Raw genomic sequence first — 21,425 nt, forward strand, 5'->3', positions numbered from 1 at the left:
GACGAGTACGAGATTGTTCTCATCAAAGGTCTGCCGCCATTGCAACTGAGGAAGGTGCGATATTTTTCGGACCGCATTCTGAAACGCATCTTTGAAAGCCAGACAGGCGCCCTCCCGGAGCCGGTACCCTTGACGGAAGCAGAGGAGGGACTCTCCGCAGAATCTCGACTCGATGAGCCGCTGCGCGGATTGGCGCAAGACTTTGACGATACAGTTTAATGCGAGGCTAGTGTGGACCAGCGAAAAAATCCATCCCGTGTAACAGCTTTGCCGCAGGTGCAGGAGACCGGCTTGGAAGAGGGTCAAGCGGTCCAGGCCCGGCAAGTGGGCGTTGAGCAGCACCTTGCAGAGGCCCGGAGGCTGTTCGATCAAGCTGACGAGTCGCCAGCCAATCCAGAGCAGCTTCTGCGACTGGAACAGGGTTTCAGCGAAGTCATTCAGCGACGGCAGGATCATCAAGCCGCCTCGTCTTTTTTCAGTGGCCCAAGGATGCCCGCTGGACCCGGTGACATCAACAGCATCGTGGCGGACGCTTTCGCAGCGGCCGGCTCTGGGCACGCCGGAGTTGAGGCCGCCGCCCCGCCAGCGTTAGCTGCGAGCCAACAGCAGATCCGGCCCTGGCCGGATGCGCTTGACCAGGGCAATCACCTGCCCCCCGAGCGGGTGAACAATGAACATCCCACGGCTTTGCAGCCAAGGGAGAGGCAGAGGACTGATAATCCGCAAAGCATCGCCATTCAGCAGCCGCTGAGCGAAATCGGCAATTCAGGCGGCCGCGTGCCGATGCAGCCCCCCATGCAGCAGTTGGGTGAATTGCCATTGGAAAGGGTACCCGTTCAAGGCACAGGGTCCGAACACATTGGAAGGCTGCATGCGGAGGCAGCGCCCTCCGCATGGTCTGAGGCACCCCCCGCTGCGATCGAGGGCTCCATAAACGTCTCATTCGCCGTCTCCAACGGCTTCTCCTATGGGACTCAACGCGTCCCAGACGCGATGCTCTCTTTCGTGGACCGCCATGACCCCTTGCCGGATGCGGGCCAAGCCCGGCAAGTGGGGTTTGAGCAGCACGTGGCCGAGCCGCGCCGAGCCGAACCTGTCGCGAGTGGCGCCCGCTATCCCCATCTGTCCGACGAACACCGGGAGGTTATTGATAAGGCGATCACTTACGCTGCGGCTCAGCAAAAATATAGCGAGAGCACGCTCCGAAAATACATGTTTTCACTTTGACGCATTCGCCGAGATGCGACGCCTTGGCAATGCGCTTCAACGGTATCCTCCGGAGCAAGAGGTCGGAAACACTGGACCCCTGGATCGACGATGCGATCGACTCCGACATCATTCCGATCATGCGATTCGCCCGTGTTGCGCAGAGACATTGATGCCGTCAACAACGCCATCGAGCTGCCCTGGAGCAACGGACAGGCCGAAGGTCAGATCAACCGCCTTGAGACCCTCAAGCGCGCAACGTACGGCAGGGGCCCCGAACTGCTGAGAGCACGAATGCTGTCCAATTAACTGCCAAGTGACACGGCGGGTACGAAGGCGATAGTCAGGCAAACCATGCAAAAGGACACCCACGCGTGGGCGGCGGATTCGCCAGTGGCGAGCTCCACCTGCTTCGTCGCAAAGAACGCTGGCAGTGCAAGTACCATTAGCAATAGCGGTAGATAGCTGCGCCAACGGAAAAGGAAGTCGCCATCGCGTCCCAGACGATCTCTAAGTTTCGTAGGTTTCCCCCATGCGGTTTTGAAAGCGGGGTGTCGGCCCGAACTGTGGCTCCCGAAGGGCTGCCGAAATCGGGATCTGCCAAGGGTCAGGCCTATTGCAATCGGCTATCGAGCTTGCCATTAAAACCGAGCAGTCGCCGCCAGGAAAAGGGACAGCGCGTCACATTTCTGACAGTCGGTCGGCATTGGATGCACTGCTTGGCGCGAGCCCCCGAAAAAGCCTTTGTCGAAGGAACCATGATGTCCGCTTCCATTGCCCTGCAACCATTTAATCAGCGGAAGAGACTTTTGATCGTCCGGGCCTTGAGCATAGCGGCGATTGGCTCGCTGCTATTCTCTCGCCCCGGTTGGGATGAAGCATCTAGCCTTCACGAGGTCATCGAGATGATCGGTTTTGTTCTGATCCTCGTCTGCATATTCGGGAGGTTGTGGAGCATCCTCTATGTCGGGGGGCGGAAGAACAGCGAGTTGGCAGTCAGCGGGCCGTACTCGATCACTCGCAATCCCCTATATCTATTTTCGACGATCGGAGCATTCGGCATCGGCCTCATGTTCGGATCGCTCATCGTTGCATCCGCTCTGGGGGTGTGCACCTATGCGGTTTTCGGGATGACTGCCCGAAAGGAAGAGACGTTTCTTCGTGACAAATTTGGTCCGGAGTTCGAAGCATATGTGGCAAGGACGCCGCGGTTCTGGCCCAAGCCGTGGCTGCATCAGGACAAGCATCAGCACACGTTCTCCACGAACGCATTAAGAAGCACATTCTTCGATGCCCTCTATTTTCTGGCGATCTTTCCAGCCATCGAAGGCATTGAATACCTCCAGGTAGCTGGCTACCTGCCCACCTTTTTTTGGCTGTTCTGATCCTAAAGACGGAGCAATAAGCCGCCGCGAATAGCCCTCCTGTTAGCCTTTGTAGCGTACCAGAACCGCGCCTGTTGCGATCAAGGCAACCCCTGCCCAGTTCGACAACGACAAGTGTTCCTTGAGGAATGTCACTCCGAACACCGCCACCAGCACGACGCTCAGTTTGTCGACAGGGGCAACGCGTGCTGCGTCTTGGAGCGCGCGAAAGTAGCAGATCCACCCCCGGATTGTCCCTGCGTCACGTAATCGTCCAGGCACTCGGGAAGCAGCGCCGCTGCCGGCGATCCTCGCCCTCGACAAATCGCTTCAGCCCGACTCACCTCGCTGATCGGGAATCACGTTATCAAATCAACGACTTTCCACGACAGGCTGGACCCGTTCCGGCCATTGCCGTTGTGAGCCACGAAGGGTCTTGCAAGGATTGTTAAGTTCCTCACACCTCTTGGCGATCACCGGAGCAGACCTGGCATTCCTAAGATGTTGTGGCACGGCGGCTTTGTTAGCGCACCGGTATGGTGGGTGTGGTCCTGGACGGAGGCGCGCGTCGCTTCGGGTTTGGCGGGCGATGCACACCGAACCGGCCGAGTGCCAGCGTGCCGTTGTCAAGAGCACTTGGAATTCGGCGTGAAATATCGCGCCAGTGTGAGGCATATTGATAGACGGCTACGGTGTCTTCGACCGCGTTGTGGTCGACGGCGCTTTCAGGTTGCACCTCCTCACCCTTCATCTGGACGATTTGCTTCTTGGGCTCAAGGATCGTCGTGCGGCCATGCAGGATCATGGCCACCTTCTGGTAGTTGGAGATGTAGACCGGCCGCTCCGGTTCGTCCGCTTCGATCAGGTCGTCGCCGAAAAAGCGGCTGCGATAGCTAGCCTGCAGCAGGGCAAGCAGCGACGGCGCAATATCCACCTGGCTCGCCAGCCGGTTGATCCGGCGGGGCTCGACAAAGCCCTGCGACCAGATGATGCACGGTATGTGGTATTTGTTCATGTCGAGCTCGACCTTGCCTGCGACGCTCGCCGTATGATCGGCGACAAAGACAAAAACGGTATCCCTGAACCACGGTTTCGCCGATGCCTTCTTGACCAGTTCCCCGATCGCGTAGTCGGAATATTTGACCGCTCCGTCGCGCCCGCCCGGCGATGGGATGTCTATGGCGCCACCTGGATAGGTAAAGGGCCGGTGGTTTGACGTGTTCATGACGAAGCTGAAGAAGTTCTTGCCGGCTTTCGCCGAGGCGTCGGCTTGGCGGATCACCTCGTCATAGAGATCCTCATCGCTGACGCCCCACGCGTTGGCGAAATGCACATCGCTTGCCGCCATCGTGGCGCGGTCGACGATACCGAAGCCGTTACCGGAAAAGAACGCGTTCATGTTGTCGAAATAGCCGTAGCCGCCATAAAGGAAGCGCGTATCGTAGCCCGAATCCTGGAACACCGAGCCAATGGTGAAGAGATTGTCGCTGCCGGGGCGACGCAGGATCGATTGCCCCGGGGTCGGCGGGACTGAAAGCGCGATCGCTTCAAGCCCGCGCACGGTGCGCGTGCCGGTCGCCCGCATTTCCGTGAAAAGCAGGCCTTCAGACGCCAGCCGGTCAAGGTTCGGTGTCAGTCTTTTCGGATTGCCGAATGTGCCCATGAACTCCGCACTCATGCTTTCCATGCCGACCAGGATGACGTTCTTGCGCAGCATCGGCCCCTCGGCTCGAATGTCACGCGTGATGTCGTTCAAATCGGTGCTTTCGAACGGCTCGTGATCTTCCGCTAAAAGGTCGCGTGTCCGTTCGGCCGCCTGTTTCTCGGGCATGGTCCGATAGAAATTCGCGAAATCGATCTCATTCGAGAAGAATGCGCTAACCAAACCATAGAGTCCGTTGCCCCCGAGTTCGCGGGCGATCGCGCTCGGCATCGGCCGTGTGATCGAATCGGGCGTCACCAACACGCCGGCGGCGGCCATTCCCGTTATCGTCGCAAAGACCGCCAGCCGCTTCATGAACGGCGGATGCGGCGCGAAGCCTGCCTTCACCTGGCGGCGGAGCAGATAGGCCCCGCCGACCGCCAACAGGCCGATGCCGGCAAGCAGCGGCACGACCGGATAGCTCTCCATGATGTTCTGGATCACTTCCTGCGTGTACACGAGGTAGTCGACCGCGATGAAATTGAAGCGCGTCGTGAATTCGTCCCAGAAGAAATACTCGCTGACCCCCTGCACGACCATCAGAAACAGGAAGATTGCGAAGCCCGAGAGCCCAACTGCGCGGTCAAACCGCTTTCCGGCCCACGAAACTGGCAGGAGCAGCGGGAAGAGGAGAAAGACCGCGAGGATTGGAAGCAGCGTGACGATATCGAACCAGAAGCCAGTGAAGAAAGGAACCAGCCAGTCGGCCGGATGGAAAGACAGGTCTTTGGCCGAAACCAGCGACAGCGCCAGCCTGACCAGGAACTGAGTCAACAGGAAAAGCAGTATGAATGGCTTCAGCCGACGAAAGAACGCACCGACCGATTGAGCAAAAGTCATAGCAAGCCTCCGAAGCAGCTGGATGTCTGGGCAATTATGCCTCGTTTTCAACCTTGGCAACCGTTGGGACGAGATCGATCGCATGGTCTGCGATGCCGGGATGCAAGGTGGTTCGATCCGGCACTGACCCTTAAGCGGGGGGCTGGTTTGAGCTGATGCCGGACCGAACCGTCTCAGGGCAACGCCGGCTTTCTCGCGGGAGATTGCGACAACGTCGCGGCTAAAAGCTGGCGATAATGTGTCGCGGAATCACCGATTCCAACACGAACTTCGCAAATGTGACTAGACGTTTTGGGAAACGGCGCAGCGCAGCTGGCTTGGCGAGAGGTCTGCAGTTCGGCCGCGAAAGTGCGACTTTGCTGTGGGAAGAGGACTGACCAATTACAGCGATCGGATGGAGGATAGGGAAACACTCACAACAGTGATTCGGTAGCACGACGGGCGACATACACGGCGACCAGCCGGTGAACCGGCGCGAACTCGACCAGATCCTCAGGCCTTAAGACTCACAGTGGCACTGATGCGATCATCTTGCCGGTTGTCCCAGCCTCCCCGAGCGACGCGGATGATCGCCACACTTGAATGTTCAGGTAAGACGCCGTGACCCCATCGCTCCCTGTCGCGTCGACCCAGGTCCTCACAGGAATGGTGCGTTCTGGGCGGCGGCCGCGACGAGATGCTCATCGAAGATCGACCAGAACTCCTGAATGCTGAGACGATCGCAAGTAATGAGTCGATGGTGCGCTGTGTTTGCGCTCGTCGACATAGCCGCCCATCTTAGCCGATGGGCGCGACCGGCTCGATCTTCGCGAACGTCGCTGTCGATCAAGCGAACGAGTTAGCGCTGGCAGCACCGGCTCGACTATCCCCAACCGCCCGAAGGTGCCGGCGAGCACAAGGACCTTAGCGGGACTGCCATGCTATCGCCATGCTGGCGCCGGACCACCCGAAGATCACGGCAGCAGTCGAGGAGCTCAAGGCGAAAGGCATTCCGGTTTTCTCGCTTTCCGACTTCGCCGCCGGCGTGCGCGAGGGCTATATCGGCCTCAACAATCGCGAGGTCGGGGGGACAGCCGCTTGGATGTTTTCCAAGGTCGCAAAACGGCCCGGCAAGGTGGCGGTCTTCGTCGGCAGCCACCGCTTCCAAGGGCACGAGCTCCGCGAAATCGGCTTTCGCTCCTATTTCCGTGACAACGCGCCGAGTTTCGAGGTGCTCGATACGCTCGTGAACCTCGAGAAGCGGCAGATCACATACGAGACCACGCTGAATCTCATGCGCGGCAACCTGAGCTCGTCGGCTTCTATATGGTCGGCGGGGGCAGGGGGGCCATCAGGCGCTCCGCGAGGAGGGCAAAGGTCAGGACCTCGTCGCGATTGTGAATGAAATCACGCCGGAGTCGCGGTGGGCGCTGGCGGATGACATCATCGCGATGGCGGTCGCCACGCCACTGCGCCAGCTTTGCCAGGAGCTGATTTCGCTGATGGCCCGGGCCATCAGCACCGGCACCGGCGACGCCGGGGCAGACATTTCTGCCGTTCGATATCATCTGCCGGAGATATATGAAACTGATGGAATTCTATCATGAGCGCCGAGTTTCCTTTCGCAAATGAAAGAAAGCTCGATTGACTCTCCTGCCCCATTCCGGTCTCCTGAATCAACGTGCGGTTGCGGCGTGCAGAAGCCAGTCGACGGTCGCGATTCATGAAAGGAAAGCCATGCGCCAGGCATCGCCCGCTGTGCACTCGACCACGTCGCGGCGCCCCGACTTATGGCCAAGGCGTTTTTCGCGCTTGCCTGTGGCCAGGTGACCGACCTCAAAATCCGCAACTCTGGCGCCTGCCAGCGCAGCCTCTTTAAAGGTGCGAGTAAGTGAGATCGCGAGCGTGTCATCGCGGCCATGGAGAGATGTGGCTCGGTGCAGGCAACGGCGGCGCCTGCTTGGACTGACGCCGCGCCAGATTGGGTACACGCTGAGGAAATACGGCATCGAGATCAAGCGTCCTTGAAAGGACGACCGAGGCAAATATCAGGGACAAATCAAGCGTTGGTGGTTTGGCGGGGTCTTGGCCCGATGACGAGTGGATGCGGACCTGAGCGTCGGCGCCAATTCGACCCGGGAGGACAGCCCGCCCGACCTCACGGGTCAATGTGCTGACAAAGGCGGTGTGAACGCACCGTCGGTCGGCCATGTGCTCTCGACCATCAGTTCATCCCGGATTCCCTCTGCGACTGAAACGGAGAAAAACATGTCCGACGCAAAACTGCAGAGTGTGCTTTCGTCTCTTTCGCAAGTGGCGAGACAGTTAGATGCTCTGCCATCCGATAGACCAGCGCCGGATTCAGGTTGGGTAAAACTAAACACGAATGAGAACCCATTCCCGCTTCCAACAATCATAATGCAAAGTGCGATTGCGGCCCTCGAACGGCAGTATCTATATCCAGAAGACGATAACATCAGCTTGAGGGAAGCAGCCGCCAATGCCTACAGCGTCTCCATGGATCAGGTGATCGCCGGTAACGGATCGTCTGAACTGCTTGGACTTGTCTACAGAGCTTTCCTTGCCCCGGGGGATAGCGTGGCGATGATGTCGCCAGGGTTTTCGTTCAACCGCAAACTTGCCACGTTGCAGGGTGCTCAATTTCTCGAAATCGAATTTAGCAAAGATCATTCCCTGCCGATGGAGCAATTGCTCTTCGGTCCTGCAAAGGACGCCAAGTTCATTCTGTTAGCCAATCCGAACAATCCGACCGGAACGTTCGTTCCGGTGGCCGATATCGAACGCCTGGTAGCGAAATCGGACCGCTTGATCGTGCTGGATGAGGCCTACGTCGACTTTGCACCCGAGAATGGTCTACGCCTCATCAATCGCTATTCGAACCTTCTGGTCTTAAGAACATTTTCGAAAAGCTATGCTGCCGCCGGCATTCGCGTCGGTTTCGGTTTCGGTCACCCTGAAATTATCGGCAGGCTACGCAACATCCAGAACGTCTTCAACATGAATGTGGTCGGGCATGCGGTTGGTATCAGCGTCCTTGCGCACCGCGCCGCCTATGCAGACAACCACAGACACATCAAGCATGAACGACAGCGAGTGACGTTCGCGCTGTCGCAACTTGGATTTTCCGTAACCCCTTCCCACGCAAACTTCTTGCTAGCCCGCGTGCCAACGGGACAGGACGGCTCATGGTGGCAATCAGCCTTTGCAAGGCAAAAAATACTTGTTGCCGTCTTTCCCGATAAAGGTTTGGTAAATTATATCCGCGTCAGCATCGGCACAAAAGAGCAAATGGATGCATTTCTTTGTGCCGCTAGTCATATTAATAGAATATTTAATATGTCAAAATTCCCGCCTTAGGTAGCATAAGGCTCTGCCTTAGCGTTGCACAGGCAATAATCCGCGCGATTACACAACGGCGAGATCTTTGAATTGCTTGGAACATGCAAGCAATGGGACTTGTTGCGTCAAACTTGGAGACAATATCATGAATAAGGCCTTTCCTTCAGATCTAGCTGTCGGCATCTTCGATCATCTGGACGAGAACGGCCTCGATATCGCCCGACAGTACGAAGATCGCCTGATGTTAGCGGAGGCGTGCGATCACCTTGGGTTCTATGCATATCATCTCGCAGAGCACCATTGTACCCCACATGGGAGAGGTCCATCACCGAATCTGTTCTTGTCGAGCGTAGCCCAGCGAACCCGGCGCCTTCGTGTCGGCCCATTGGTAATGCTGCTTGCCCTCTATCATCCGCTACGTGCGTTCGAAGAGATCTGTATGCTGGACCAATTGAGCGGTGGCAGGCTCGAACTTGGGATAGGGCGCGGCTCGCTCCCGATCGAATTGGGTTACTTTGGGATTGGCTCGGACGCGGCGCCAGACCACTATGCGGAAGCCAGCGAAATTCTTATCAATGCGCTGAAAGGCGGCACGCTATCCTATCAAGGCCGCCATTTTGAGTTGAACAGCGTTCCGCTGACGCTAAGAACTCATCAGCGTCCACATCCGCCGACTTGGATCGCCACGAATCGACCGGAATCGGCAGCCTGGGCCGCTGCGAATGGCGTGAACATCGCGTGCGTGGGACCTTCCTCTTCTGTTCGCAGAATTACTGATGCCTTCTGCGCCGGTCGAGAGCACACCAGTGACGCGGACGACCAAGCGCCATTTCTTGGATTGCTCCGAATGGTCGTGATTGGGCGTTCTGAAACAGATGCACGTTCACTCGCCGCACCTGCTTACGAACGGTGGCTCAAGAGCTTTAAATTCCTTTACGATCTCAATGCCATGCCTACTCCACCAAACCTGCCGCTGACCTTCGATGCAGCAATCGAGAAGGAATTATGCGTAGTAGGAACGGCAGCTTCTGCGGGACAAGCTCTTCTTGATCAGCTGGAAGAGGCAGGTGCAAACTACCTCCTTTGTCAACCGGCATTTGGGAATCTGTCGTTAGATGCCTCCCTATATACCGCAAAGGCGATTCAATCCGTAATTATGGCTCGAGTTGGCTGACCTCGGTGCGGCAGCGCTCCTTAACACGCGTCCATCACAGACGGCACCCATAGACATGCCGGCCACAGGTCAGGTCTGGGAGCCGGCTTGGAGAGGCACCCAGTTCCTCGTCGCGAATGTCGTCGAACGAGGCTTAGTTGAGATTGTAGAGCTCGCAGTAATATCCACCCGCGCCGTCATGGTTGCTTCAGCGGTGACGTTGGCGTGTCCGCCGCGCAGCCCCGTGTTTAGCGGAGCGGCGGACATGGCGGGCCGCGTCTCAGGCAGGGCTGTTCGGGGAAAGTTACTCATATATGAAGGCCATCTGATTGGGAGAGGTTCGGTCTCTTGGTCGGCTTGGATTGACCGGTGGCGGCTTGTGGATGGTGTTTGAGGAGAGGGAGCCGATGAGACGTGTGTTGGAATGGACGTCCACCGCACCTTTGCGGAGGTGGTTTGGGAAGACGGTCGGCTGCGCCATCACGGACGGGTCGACATGACCCGCTCGGGACTGGAAGGGTTCGGCCGCAGTTTGCGACAGACGGATGAGATTGTCGTCGAGGCTACGGGCAACGCCATGGCAGTGGTGCGGGTTCTGTCGCCCTATGTCGGCCGGGTGATTGTCGCCAACCCGATGCAGGTGAAGGCGATCGCCCATCGATGCCGGCGTTCTGGCGCAGCTCCATGCCAGCGGCTTTCTGCCGGAGGTCTGGGTTCCCGATGAGCGAACTGAGCGGCTTCGCCGCCTCGTCGCGCGGCGCAACCAGGTCGTGCGGCATCGCACGCGCGTGAAGAACGAGGTGCATGGCGTCCTGCAGGCGCACCTCGTGCCGAAGTGCCCGCATGCCGATCTGTTCAACCGTCGGGGTCGCGCCTGGCTCGAGTGGCAGGTGCTTCCCGACGACGAGCGGGTCGCTATCGCCCGCCACATCCGCGAGATCGATCGCCTGGCCGAGGATTTGGCTGACCTCGATCGCCACATCGCCCGGGAAGCGGTTGATGATGTGCAAGTCCGGCGGCTTCAGACGATCACCGGCGTCAATGCCATCGTCGCGAGCGGTATCATCGCCGCAGTCGGTGACATCCGGCGGTTCCGCGAGCCGCAACAGGTCGGGGGATTTCAGATGGCGCACCAACGGTTGGCACAGAGGCATCCGGTTCCTCCTCAAAGCGGCGTGTTGTTCATAGGCGAACGCGACCGTGTATGCCGCATTCCCACCCCTCGGATAGGGCCTTCATGTCCTGGGAGTGGACCCACGGTCACCTCCCAGACTTGATCGGAGCATTGGATAGGTTCGGCCCGATCAGCTTTTCGGCCCGATGTCCTTCGATCCGGCAAGCGCATCGAAAACATGTTGCTTGGCTTGGCGCACGCTTGCTTCCAGCGACGCTCCAAGAGCAAGCGAGGCGGCGACTGCGCTGGCCATCATGCAACCCGTTCCGCGCATCCCACGCGGCAAGCGGGGCGCCTCGAACCTAACTGCAGGGTGGTCCGGCTGCAACAGCACATCGACGCAACGGGTTCCTTGTGCATGGCCGCCCTTGACGAGTACGGCGGTCCTCACCGTCCTAGACAATTCGACAGCTTGACGCCAAGCGCTTTCTTCGTCCGAGGCCGGAGCCGATCCGGTCAACCTAGCCAACTCGCTCAGGTTGGGCGTTACGAGCCTGCAGCTCGGCATCAGATCGCGATGCAGCACATCAATGGCATCGTTCGCCAGCAGCACTCGTCCCGAGGTAGAGGCCAGGACCGGGTCGAGCACCACGGGCACTTGGCGGTTGCTGGCAAGTACAACGCCGACCGCCTCGATCGCAGCCGACGTCCCTAGTATGCCGATCTTGACCGCCGCGACCCCGTTGGCAGAGAAAGCGGCGCGCATCTGGGCGGCGACAAGCTCCGGCGGCATAAGCTTGACGTGCTCGACAGCGGCGTGCGTCTGGACGGTCACGGCCGTGACGGCGAGACAACTGCGCAGCCCGAAGGCGGAAACCGTCTCGATGTCTCGAACAATTCCAGCCCCGCCGCTCGAATCCGAGCCGGCGACGATGAGGACGTGCGGCGTCATCGCCACGGGGCCGTCGCCGCCAGCCATTTGAGGAGACGAACCTCGGGACGCGCGTTGCCGAGGATGTCGGTGACAACCGCGGCGCTCTGGGCTCCCTGGGCGAAAATCCCGGTCGCGCGCTCGACCGTCAGGCCACCTATGGCAACGAGCGGAAGGTTGCCGACACGCTGCTTCCAGGCAGCTATGCGATCGAGCCCCTGCGGGGCCCATTTCATGATCTTGAGCACGGTCGGATAGATGGGGCCGAGCGCCACATAATCGGGATCAGCCGCAAGGGCGGTTTCGAGCTCGGCGGCGTCGTGGGTGCTGAGGCCTAGTCTGATGCCTGCCCGTCGGATCGCCCTCACATCGGCCCGTGGGAGATCTTCCTGGCCGAGATGGACGAAGTTGCAGCCCTCCTCGATCGCAACGCGCCAATAGTCGTTGACGACGAGCTGGCAGTTGTGGCGTTCGCATATCGCTTTCGAAGCGCGGATCTCCTGGCGTAGCGAAAACTCGTCCTTGTCCTTGATGCGCAATTGCACCAGCTTGACGCCAAGCGGCACGAGACGCTCGATCCAGGCGCTGGAATCGACGATGAGGTAGAAGGGGTCGAGCTTCACGGGAACGCCGCCTTACCAATGACCGGCGTGGACGGAATCGCCGAGTCGCGCGGCTCAAGCAGCCCAGCGCGATATGCTTCATGGCCTGCCCTTATCGCCTTGCCGAAGGCCGCGGCCATTTGAACGGGATCGCCGGCCTTGGCTATCGCCGTGTTGAGGAGCACCGCGTCGTAGCCGAGTTCCATGACGGCGGCCGCATGCGACGGTCGGCCGATCCCGGCATCGACGATCAGCGGAATGTTCGGGAAATGGCCACGCAAGCTTCGCAACGCATCGAGATTTTGGGGCCCGCGCGCCGAGCCGATCGGCGCGCACCATGGCATCAGCGCCTGGCAACCGGCGTCAAGCAGATGCTCTGCCACGACAAGATCGTCGGTGGTATAGGGAAATACCGCAAAACCATCCTCGCACAGGATGCGCGCCGCTTCGACCAGGCCGAACACGTCCGGTTGCAGCGTGTCCTGGTTGCCGATCACTTCGAGTTTGATCCAGCTCGTGCCGAACACTTCGCGCGCCATCTTCGCGGTCGTGACCGCTTCCTTGACGGAGTGGCACCCGGCAGTGTTGGGGAGGATTCTCGTGCCGAGCGAGCGGATCAGCGACCAGAATTTTTCGCCAGCCCTGCCGCCTGCCATCTCACGCCGCAAGGAGACGGTCACGATGGACGTGCCCGACGCCTTGACCGCATCGGCAAGGATGGCCGGCGAAGGATATTGCGCGGTGCCGAGAAGCAGGCGGGAAGGAAGCGTCGTCCCGAGAAGCTCGAACATGCTAGCCTCCCTGCATCGGCGAGAGGATTTCGATCCGATCGCCGTCGCTCAACCGGAATTCCGCCCGGTTGGCTTTGTGCACGAGGTCGCTATTGACGGCGGTCGCAAGCCAGTCGCCTTCATAGTCGAGCGCGGCAAGCAATTCGGCCAATGTGGTGGCGGCAACCTCATGCGCTACGCCGTTGACGGTCAGTTTCATGAGCAAGCTCCACGGATTTGTCGTGACGGAAGATGAGTTCGGCCGCCTGGCGCGCCATGGCAGGGGCGAGCAGAAAGCCATGGCGATAGAGGCCGTTGATCGCGACGGTGTTTCCGCGTGCTTCGACACGCGGCAGGTTGTCTGGAAAGGCCGGACGAACGCCGGCACCAGCCTCAACGATCTCAGCCTCGCCGAATGCCGGATGGAGCGCGCAGGCGACGCTGAGCAACTCCATCATCGAACGCGCCGTGACCGGTCCAGTGGACTGGCTCTCGATCATCGTCGCGCCCACCATGAAACGGTGGCCGGTGCGCGGCACCACGTAGAGCGGAAAGCGCGGATGAAGCAGCCGGACCGGGCGCGACAGCGAGACATCGGGCGTGCGCAGGATCAGCATCTCGCCTCGAACGCCACGCAGCCGGTCGTCGTCCGTCGCGATCCCGGTGCAGTCGATCTGGCGATCGAAACCGGAAATGTGCCGGGCATCGGCGCCGAAGCGGAATTCGACGCCCATCGCCACCAGTCTGTCATGAAGTGCCGCCATCGCCTGGCGCGGGTCGAGATGCGCTTCGTCAGAGAAGAGCAATCCGCGGCGCAAGCGGCCGGCGAGGTCGGGCTCCAGCAACGCGATTTCATCTTCATCGACACGCCGGTGACCCGATGTGCGGCTGGCGAACCGCTCGAGTTCGCCCGCATCGCGCGGCGCGGCCACGACCAGTGTTCCTGCCCGCGTCACCTGACCGGGCAGTACCGCATCCCACCAGTCGGCGGCATCGCGGCCAAGGTCCAGCACCGGCTGCTCGGCGCTTTCACGCTCGCACCATGGCGCCAGCATGCCGCCGGCGAACCACGACGCATTGCCGCCAAGGCTATCCCTTGTCTCGGCAACGGTCACCGTCGCGCCGCGGGCGGCGAGTTCGAAGGCGGCGGTGAGGCCGGCGACGCCGGCCCCCTTGAGCAGCAGCCTCATGACGGTTCCGGCGCCTCTGGCACGAGCGGTACGCCGGTCTCGTCAGCGGGCATGTAGAGATCGCCGCCCTCGCGGTATTTCGCTGCCATCGCCGCCATGCCCTCTTTCTGTGCCTCGGCGCGGATTTCGTGGGAGATGCGCATCGAGCAGAATTTCGGTCCGCACATGGAGCAGAAATGCGCCAGCTTGTGCGCCTCCTTCGGCAAGGTCTCGTCATGGAAGGAGCGCGCCGTTTCAGGGTCGAGCGACAGGTTGAACTGGTCTTCCCAGCGAAACTCGAACCGCGCCCGCGACAGTGCGTCGTCACGCAGCTTCGCTGCCGGATGACCCTTGGCGAGGTCGGCGGCGTGGGCGGCTATTCTGTAGGTGATGACGCCGGTCTTGACGTCGTTGCGGTCAGGCAGGCCGAGGTGCTCCTTGGGCGTGACGTAGCAGAGCATGGCCGTGCCGTACCAGCCGATCATCGCCGCCCCGATGCCGGAGGTGATGTGGTCGTAGCCCGGCGCAATGTCGGTCGTCAGCGGCCCGAGCGTGTAGAACGGCGCCTCGCCGCAGACTTCGAGCTGCTTGTCCATGTTCTCCTTGATCTTGTGCATCGGAACATGGCCCGGCCCCTCGATCATCACCTGGCAATCCTTGGCCCAGGCGATCTTGGTCAGCTCGCCAAGCGTTTCCAGTTCGGCGAATTGCGCCGCGTCGTTGGCGTCGGCGATCGAGCCGGGACGAAGGCCGTCGCCGAGCGAGAAGGACACGTCGTAAGCTCTGGCGATATCGCAGATTTCCTCGAAATGCTCATAAAGGAAGCTTTCGCGGTGATGATGCAGGCACCACTTGGCCATGATCGAACCGCCCCGGCTGACGATACCCGTGACCCGGTCGACCGTCAGCGGGATGTAATGCAGCCGCACGCCGGCATGGATGGTGAAATAGTCGACGCCCTGTTCGGCCTGTTCGATCAGCGTATCGCGGTAGACTTCCCAGGTCAGGTCCTCAGCGATGCCAGCGACCTTTTCGAGCGCCTGGTAGAGCGGCACCGTGCCAATCGGCACCGGCGAATTGCGGATGATCCATTCGCGGATGTTGTGGATGTTGCGGCCCGTGGACAGGTCCATAACGGTGTCGGCTCCCCAACGGATCGCCCAGACCATTTTTTCGACCTCTTCGGCCATCGAGGAGGTGACCGCGGAATTGCCGATATTGGCGTTGATCTTCACCAGGAAATTGCGGCCGATGATCATCGGCTCGCTCTCGGGGTGGTTGATGTTGGAGGGGATGATTGCTCGCCCGCGCGCCACCTCGTCGCGCACGAATTCCGGCGTGACGAAGTCGGGGGTCGTCGCGCCGAAGGCTTCGCCGTCGCGCTCAAGCTTGCCGCGCAGGATCTCGCGACCGAGGTTCTCGCGGCCAAGGTTCTCGCGGATCGCGACGAACTCCATTTCGGGCGTGATGATGCCTGCCCGCGCATAGGCAAGCTGGGTCACCGCCTTGCCTGCCTTGGCTCTGAGCGGCCGATTGCGAATGGGAAATTCCGGCGTCAGGCGCTCACCTGTCGCGAATCCGTTGTCCCCCGGCCCGACACTGCGGCCATGGTGGAATTCGACGTCGCCGCGCGCCGTCACCCATTCATCGCGAAACCTGGCGAGGCCCTTTTCGATGCTGGTTTCGACAGCCGCGTCGGTATAGGGGCCGGACGGATCGTACACCGTGACGGGTGGCTCGCCGGCCGTTGGATGGACGGCGATTTCCCGCATCGGCACCCTGATCTGCGGGTGGATGGCACCGGGCTTGTGGATTTTCCGCGAGGCGGGCAGTGGTCCCGTCGACACGGTGGGGGTGAGGGCATTCATCGTCAGGCTCCTTTGCTTCATGCATTGGAGACCCAGTTCTGTGCCGGAAGGATGAAGACGCTTCTTGTCGACCTGCCGAAACAGGACCTCGGGCGTAAACCTCCCGCAAAGCGCTTGCACCGTCCCTACGCCAGTATGAACTGGATCAGGTTCAACGGGTCACTGCGCCGCGATAGCCAGCAGTATCTCAGCCCCTTGCCGGGACTCCCCTGGTGAATGCCTCAGGTTGAACGGGCCGGCGCTAACTTGTCAAGCGCATTCGGCTCGCGGCGGTCATCGGCGATCGGTCAAACCCGAGGGACGCTCGCGCATGTGTCGGCGACAAATCACGCTCCGGAACCAGGGGACGGATCAAGGGGGACCGCCATACCGTCGGACTAAAGATCAATCCACGCCATCGGGTGCATACGTCGGACGGTGCCTCCGGGACTGCGATCTCGCCCTCTCAGATAATGGTAATCAGATCAAAACTAGCCTTCTCGAGGTGCACCCCGAATACCTGTCAAGAAGCTGATGAAGCCGATAAAGCACAGCCCCCCATGCTTCGGAGGGCTGCGCTCATGCTCCGGAATGTCACAGGCGTCGCACTTGATCCCAAGGTCGATGAATCCCTCGCCGGGCTCGCCGCCGCAATGGGCGTTTCAAAATCCGACCTCATCAAGAAGATCGTCGGCGCGTGGCTTGTTGCCAACGCGTATTTGCCGGTTCCTTATGCCGAAAAAGCGCAAGCCCCGCGACGCCGCCACCACCCTACGGGAAGACCGCCCTGGACGTCCTCTCAAGGCACTTGGAGCGGCCGAGTGCCCATCGGGACAAGGCGCTGACGGTCCAACATCTCTCTGTTTCATCCCGACTGTTGGGTTTGTCAGATCCGCGACACCGGAGTACGGCTGCGCCTTGCAGCCGCGAATTCGTTAACTTATTGAATAATATCCGGAAAATCTCCCGGAGGTTCCTTCTGCTCAGTTGGCACGACTTTTGATGCTCCTCCAGAGGCGACAGGAGATACCGACTGGCGTTCATTCGTGGGTGACATCGCGCGCAATGCAACAAGGAAGACAATATGTCAGGTCCGCGTGAGAACCGATTTTATGCAAAGAGGATTGCCTGTAGCGCAAGGCGTTCACGAACCGCAAATCCACAATGGCTTCCGTGCAAAACACAGGGAGATCATTTGTGAAAATCCTATTCACTACGGTGGCTGTCGCCTTGCCGGCCATCGCTATTGCTGCGCAAACGATCCCCGTAGACCTCAGAGAAACGGCACGCGCCACCTTCAAGGCTCTACCATCTATCACGCCGACAGTCGCCAACAACCCGATCACACCGGAGAAGATAGCCTTGGGCAAGGCAATGTTCTTCGATCCACGCGTCTCGGCGTCAGGCGTCTTGTCGTGCAATTCGTGCCACAACTTGGCCACCGGGGGCGACGACAATCATGAAAGCTCGATCGGTCATGGTTGGCAGAAGGGACCGCGCAACGCGCCGACGGTACTGAACGCTGTCTTCAACATCGCGCAGTTCTGGGATGGTCGTGCTGAAGACCTGAAGGCTCAGGCCAAGGCACCGATCCAAGCCGCTGTCGAAATGGCCAACACACCAGGTCAAGTCATCGCCACGCTCAAGTCGATGCCGCAATATGTCGAGTGGTTCAATTCAGCTTTCCCGGGTGAAGCCGATCGCGTCACCTTCGAAAACGTCGCCAGGGCAATCGAAGCCTTTGAGGCGACACTAGTCACGCCGGCCCCCTTCGATGCCTTCCTCAATGGCGATGACGCCGCCATGACTTCCGAACAGAAACAGGGCCTTACGCTTTTCATGGACAAGGGCTGCTCGTCCTGCCACGGCGGTATCAACGTTGGTGGGGAGGGCTATTACCCATTCGGCCTCGTTGAAAAGCCCAGCGCCGATGTCCTGCCGGAAAACGACAAGGGCCGATTTGCCGTCACCCATGCAGCCGACGATTCCTATGTTTTCCGCGTGGCGCCGTTGCGCAACGTAGCACTCACCGCGCCATACTTTCATTCGGGCAAGGTTTGGGATCTGAAACAGGCCGTCGCCATCATGGGGACCACCCAGCTCGGCGAAGAATTGACGGAAAAAGAAGTCGACCTGCTCGTTGCCTTCCTCAATTCGCTGACCGGAAAGGTACCGGAGGTCGCCTATCCCATCTTGCCCGCCGAAACGCCGACAACGCCTCGACCTGTATTGCATCTCCTCGGGCAATGATTGGCCGGAGCTGGCTAGGGAAAGTCGCAATCAGGAATGATTGCGACCATCACTAGGACGACACGATCGTGACTTCCGGCGAGGCCTCTCCAACTGGAGCTAGGTGGGCTTTCATTTCCGAATTCAATTGAAACGCTAAGTGAAAAGCTGACCCGTCGACGCCCACTTGCGTCACGACAGCATGACCGCCTTACCGGCAACGTCGATCAGTTCATGCTGGCACAGACGGCAGCGCAGTCTGAAACGAATGCCGCAGAACGAGTGAAACGGTCGGAATAGCACCTTGCTGCTCTCGGCATGTCCCTCGATAGGACCTGAAAAGGTTGCGATCGGGCAGGCGTGACGGCAGTCACGCTGCCGACAACAGTGACTTCAGGGAGGTCGTCCAGATGGTTCGTCCGATAACGCTCATCAAGCCCGCAGTCCAGCCGCAACAGGTCAATGAAACGCAAAACGCAGCACAAATAGCGCGGCGGCGTCACCGGTAGCTCACCGGCTCTTTCCGGAACGTTTGTCCTGCACCAGTTCGTAGCTGACCCTTCCGACCATCGTTGAGGCCCCGATCGCGCCGTGCTCGCGCCTACGCCAATTTGACCGCCATGATCTTCGGCACACCGCCGGACTTTGGCCAGATACTGGCATCGATTTGAGCAGAACATCAACGGACGCTCCGACTAGCCGACTGTGTCGTGATGTGTCGTTGCATGCGGCCCCGCTTGAGATTCGCTGACAAGCTCGGAACCATCTGGTCGTGCCATCGCGGACATATTCCGCGCGGCGTTGGCGTGCGCCCAGCAGAAACCGCCATGCCGTCACATCCATCCCTTCAAAAACGTGCGCGATGGCTTTGCGACGCGCGAGCAGCTGTTCCAGCTCTGCAAGCGCATCGATATGAAAACAAAGCTGCGACTAGCCAGCGACGTGGCTCGAGCGAGCATTTGTCAATGCACTCGCAATCGGATCGTCGTCCGAAGGCGAACCGCAAGTGCCGCTTGCTCTCGGGCTATCTCATCCATATAGCTCGGCGCAACAGAGGAAGCGCCAGTTGTTCAGTCGTCGTCAGCCGCGACCTCCTGTGCAATTCGTTCTAACAAGGAAGAAACTATGAGGCGGCAGACCCGACCGTTCACTGTGGAGGTCAAACAAAAGCGCAATTCTCAAAAACGGGGCCGTTCCATCTGGAGCGATGTCGATCTCTCCGTAGCTATAGCCGACACAACAAGGGAGCTCAAAGAAATGGATCTGCTAAATGGTCGGCTGATTGACTCTAATGTCATAGCCCTTGATGCTGAACACGGTCTCAAACCGCGAGCGGAGTATCTCATGGCAAATCCCCTAGACGCTGCATCAGTAGAAACTGCAACCGAACCCGCTCCCAAAGGAACTGAAACGAAGAAGAAATCCCCACCGTCGCGGAAGGCGAAGGCTGAGCCTGGTCGCAAGAATGGCGCCAATACGGCGTCCCCGGCGAAGGAAGCAACAGCAACAGCAGCGGCCGTGCGGAGCCCCCGGAAGGTCTACTCCGGAAAAGAGCGCGCCCAGAAGCTCGCTCAGATCGAGACGTCGATCAGCGGCAGCGCCACTCTCAAGAGCGCCGTAAAGCAGGCCGGTATATCGGAACAGACCTATTATCACTGGAAGAAGGCCGCGGCGCCTACATCCGATGGCGACGATCTGAAGGATCTGCTCGCCCTAGAGCAAGAAAACAAGCGATTGAAGAGCCTGCTCGCGGAACGCCTGCGCAAAGAGAACGCGGAACTGAAGAGAAAGCTGGGGTTGCAATAACGCTTCAGAAGTCTGCTGATTCGATGCCGGCATTCGGCCGGACGGATCGTAGAACTGTGACGGGCGGCTCGCCGGCCGTTGGATGGACGGCGATTTCGCGCATCGGCACCCTGATCTGCGGGTGGATGGCACCGGGCTTGTGGACCTTCCGCGAGGCGGGCAGTGGTCCCGTCGACACGGCGGGGGTAAGGGCATTCATCGTGAGGCTCCTTTGCTCATGCATTGGAGACCCAGTTCGGTGCCGGAAGGATGAAAAGACGCTTCTGTCGACCCGCCGAAACAGGATCTCGGGCGTAAACTCCCGCAAAGCGCTTGCACCGTCCCTACGCCAGTATGAACTGGATCAGGTTCAACGGGTCACTGCGCCGCGATAGCCAGCAGTATCTCAGCCCCTTGGCGGGACTCCCTTGGTGAAGGCCTCAGGCTGAACTGGCCGGCGCTATCTTGTCAAGCGCATTCGGCTCGCGGCCGTCATCGACGGCCGGTCAAACCCGAGGGACGCTCGCGCATGTGTCGGCGACAAATCACGCTCCGGAAACCAGGGGGCGGATTAAAAGGGAGCGCCATACCGTCGGACTAAAGATCAATCCTTACGATGACCACACCTTCAATCGGCGCCAAAGGTATGCGCGTAGATCGCCTAGATCCGCCCTGCCTCGTCATTGGTCAGCGCGGCGAATTCCTTTTCGCGGGCGCGGCTCGACAGGTGGCCACCATTCTGGTGAAGGAAACGGAAGTGCAAATCGATGAGCCGCTCATGCATGTCGATAAAAGCATCCACCTGTTGCAGGAATTGATCGTAGCGCTGCAGAAAAGCGGTTTCGTCGGGAAGGTCCCGCTCGATCGTCCTCTGAACACAGGCATATAGGAATTCCGCGTGCGCGGTTGCATCGAAGAACCGGTAGAAATCCCCGGTGTCATTCAGCACCCGAACATTGAATTGCGGCGTCGGTTCCCATTCGACCAATGGCAGAAGGCGCTGCGAATAGCTCTCGAGCACGCGCCTATACTCGTCGATCTGGTCCAGTATCGCGGCCGAAACAGGAAACACCACTCCCGGCGGATTGAAGCGGTGCATGGCAAGCAGTGGTGGAACAGGTAGCGGTGAATGCGGCCGTTACCGTCCTCGAACGGATGGATGTAGACAAAGCCGAAGGCGAGGATTGCGGCGGCGATGACAGCATCAAGGTTTTGCACTGGGCCTTGATCGAAAGCTACCATCCCGTCGATGAGCCACGGCAGATCGTCAGGGCGAAGTCAATGGGACGCGGATGCTGCCAGGGCAACGAGTTCAGGTTAACGACGGCGTGTAATTTGTGGCCCGCCGCAGGTTAGCGTGATTCAAAGAGGCTT

Annotated in this window: 18 protein-coding genes, 5 pseudogenes and 2 riboswitches; of the genes and pseudogenes, 12 read left to right on the plus strand and 11 right to left on the minus strand. The window is 59.7% G+C overall.

The features are described from left to right. The 4 genes and pseudogenes from AC0L3I_RS35430 to AC0L3I_RS35445 all read left to right on the plus strand — a co-directional run. Positions 1-219: pseudogene (locus AC0L3I_RS35430) on the plus strand (type IV secretion system ATPase VirD4); the annotation flags it as partial. A 72-nt stretch (positions 220-291) separates the two neighbouring features. Then, on the plus strand, positions 292-1,227 hold the full coding sequence (locus AC0L3I_RS35435) for a hypothetical protein (protein ID WP_473530052.1): 936 nt from the start codon (positions 292-294) through the stop codon (positions 1,225-1,227). Continuing rightward, positions 1,226-1,515, plus strand: a pseudogene (locus AC0L3I_RS35440) (transposase); the annotation flags it as partial. The gene AC0L3I_RS35435 and the pseudogene AC0L3I_RS35440, both read left to right, overlap by 2 nt. 410 nt (positions 1,516-1,925) lie before the next feature. Further along, positions 1,926-2,591 (plus strand): methyltransferase family protein, encoded by a 666-nt coding sequence (locus AC0L3I_RS35445; RefSeq protein WP_473530036.1) that lies wholly within the window; start codon positions 1,926-1,928, stop codon positions 2,589-2,591. A gap of 42 nt (positions 2,592-2,633) precedes the next feature. Here AC0L3I_RS35445 and AC0L3I_RS35450 read toward each other — a convergent pair. Further along, a pseudogene (locus tag AC0L3I_RS35450) lies at positions 2,634-2,819 on the minus strand (EamA family transporter); the annotation flags it as partial. A gap of 274 nt (positions 2,820-3,093) precedes the next feature. Then, the gene (locus AC0L3I_RS35455) at positions 3,094-5,112 is read right to left on the minus strand and encodes an LTA synthase family protein (protein WP_473530037.1); all 2,019 of its coding nucleotides are present in this window, start codon (positions 5,110-5,112) and stop codon (positions 3,094-3,096) included. Between the two features lie 919 nt (positions 5,113-6,031). On the opposite strand from AC0L3I_RS35455, the pseudogene AC0L3I_RS35460 reads away from it, so the two are divergent. The 5 genes and pseudogenes from AC0L3I_RS35460 to AC0L3I_RS35480 form a co-directional block, all read left to right on the plus strand. After that, positions 6,032-6,723 (plus strand): annotated as a pseudogene (locus AC0L3I_RS35460) (substrate-binding domain-containing protein); the annotation flags it as partial. A gap of 263 nt (positions 6,724-6,986) precedes the next feature. Continuing rightward, a pseudogene (locus AC0L3I_RS35465) lies at positions 6,987-7,119 on the plus strand (helix-turn-helix domain-containing protein); the annotation flags it as partial. 240 nt (positions 7,120-7,359) lie between these two features. Further along, positions 7,360-8,469 (plus strand): histidinol-phosphate transaminase, encoded by a 1,110-nt coding sequence (gene hisC, locus AC0L3I_RS35470; protein WP_473530038.1) that lies wholly within the window; start codon positions 7,360-7,362, stop codon positions 8,467-8,469. 127 nt (positions 8,470-8,596) lie between these two features. After that, complete coding sequence (locus tag AC0L3I_RS35475) at positions 8,597-9,625, plus strand: LLM class flavin-dependent oxidoreductase (RefSeq protein ID WP_473530039.1); 1,029 nt, start codon at positions 8,597-8,599, stop codon at positions 9,623-9,625. Between the two features lie 677 nt (positions 9,626-10,302). Continuing rightward, complete coding sequence (locus AC0L3I_RS35480) at positions 10,303-10,881, plus strand: transposase (protein WP_473530051.1); 579 nt, start codon at positions 10,303-10,305, stop codon at positions 10,879-10,881. A 27-nt stretch (positions 10,882-10,908) separates the two neighbouring features. Here the strand turns inward: AC0L3I_RS35480 and AC0L3I_RS35485 are convergent, their stop codons facing one another. From AC0L3I_RS35485 to thiC, 6 genes are read right to left on the minus strand one after another with little or no spacing between them, the layout of a single operon-like run. Continuing rightward, positions 10,909-11,697 carry a hydroxymethylpyrimidine/phosphomethylpyrimidine kinase gene (locus AC0L3I_RS35485; RefSeq protein WP_473530040.1) on the minus strand — a complete coding sequence of 263 codons (789 nt, stop codon included), beginning with the start codon at positions 11,695-11,697 and terminating at the stop codon, positions 10,909-10,911. Continuing rightward, a complete protein-coding gene (locus AC0L3I_RS35490; protein WP_473530041.1) occupies positions 11,667-12,272 on the minus strand; it encodes a thiamine phosphate synthase in 606 nt (201 codons plus the stop codon). The genes AC0L3I_RS35485 and AC0L3I_RS35490 overlap by 31 nt, the downstream gene beginning before the upstream one ends. Next, on the minus strand, positions 12,269-13,042 hold the full coding sequence (locus tag AC0L3I_RS35495) for a thiazole synthase (RefSeq protein WP_473530042.1): 774 nt from the start codon (positions 13,040-13,042) through the stop codon (positions 12,269-12,271). The genes AC0L3I_RS35490 and AC0L3I_RS35495 overlap by 4 nt, the downstream gene beginning before the upstream one ends. 1 nt (position 13,043) lies before the next feature. Next, entirely contained in the window at positions 13,044-13,241 is a 198-nt protein-coding gene (thiS, locus tag AC0L3I_RS35500; RefSeq protein ID WP_473530043.1) for a sulfur carrier protein ThiS, read from the minus strand. Then, a complete protein-coding gene (thiO, locus tag AC0L3I_RS35505; RefSeq protein WP_473530044.1) occupies positions 13,210-14,211 on the minus strand; it encodes a glycine oxidase ThiO in 1,002 nt (333 codons plus the stop codon). Before thiO ends, thiS begins: the two co-directional genes overlap by 32 nt. Continuing rightward, positions 14,208-16,058, minus strand: coding sequence for a phosphomethylpyrimidine synthase ThiC (thiC, locus tag AC0L3I_RS35510; protein WP_473530045.1), 1,851 nt, complete (start codon positions 16,056-16,058; stop codon positions 14,208-14,210). The genes thiO and thiC overlap by 4 nt, the downstream gene beginning before the upstream one ends. Positions 16,059-16,162: 104 nt before the next feature. Then, positions 16,163-16,279, minus strand: a riboswitch (TPP riboswitch). A gap of 922 nt (positions 16,280-17,201) precedes the next feature. Here thiC and AC0L3I_RS35515 point away from each other — a divergent pair. Together AC0L3I_RS35515 and AC0L3I_RS35520 are read left to right on the plus strand one after the other, a co-directional pair. Further along, positions 17,202-18,287: a cytochrome-c peroxidase gene (locus AC0L3I_RS35515; protein ID WP_473530046.1), complete on the plus strand. Its 1,086-nt coding sequence runs from the start codon at positions 17,202-17,204 to the stop codon at positions 18,285-18,287. Positions 18,288-19,391: 1,104 nt separating this feature from the next. Continuing rightward, positions 19,392-20,072, plus strand: coding sequence for a transposase (locus AC0L3I_RS35520; RefSeq protein ID WP_473530047.1), 681 nt, complete (start codon positions 19,392-19,394; stop codon positions 20,070-20,072). A 4-nt stretch (positions 20,073-20,076) separates the two neighbouring features. On the opposite strand, the gene AC0L3I_RS35525 is transcribed toward AC0L3I_RS35520, so the two are convergent. From AC0L3I_RS35525 to AC0L3I_RS35535, 3 genes are all read right to left on the minus strand, one after another. Next, a complete protein-coding gene (locus AC0L3I_RS35525; RefSeq protein ID WP_473530048.1) occupies positions 20,077-20,271 on the minus strand; it encodes a hypothetical protein in 195 nt (64 codons plus the stop codon). 104 nt (positions 20,272-20,375) lie between these two features. Then, positions 20,376-20,490, minus strand: a riboswitch (TPP riboswitch). Positions 20,491-20,712: 222 nt separating this feature from the next. Continuing rightward, positions 20,713-21,000 carry a hypothetical protein gene (locus AC0L3I_RS35530; protein ID WP_473530049.1) on the minus strand — a complete coding sequence of 96 codons (288 nt, stop codon included), beginning with the start codon at positions 20,998-21,000 and terminating at the stop codon, positions 20,713-20,715. Continuing rightward, on the minus strand, positions 20,994-21,269 hold the full coding sequence (locus tag AC0L3I_RS35535; protein ID WP_473530050.1) for a Fic family protein: 276 nt from the start codon (positions 21,267-21,269) through the stop codon (positions 20,994-20,996). The genes AC0L3I_RS35530 and AC0L3I_RS35535 overlap by 7 nt, the downstream gene beginning before the upstream one ends. On the opposite strand from AC0L3I_RS35535, the gene AC0L3I_RS35540 reads away from it, so the two are divergent. Then, a complete protein-coding gene (locus AC0L3I_RS35540) occupies positions 21,162-21,407 on the plus strand; it encodes a hypothetical protein (RefSeq protein WP_473530053.1) in 246 nt (81 codons plus the stop codon). The genes AC0L3I_RS35535 and AC0L3I_RS35540 overlap by 108 nt on opposite strands. Positions 21,408-21,425: the final 18 nt, after the last annotated feature.

The organism is Mesorhizobium sp. WSM4840 (assembly GCF_055811755.1).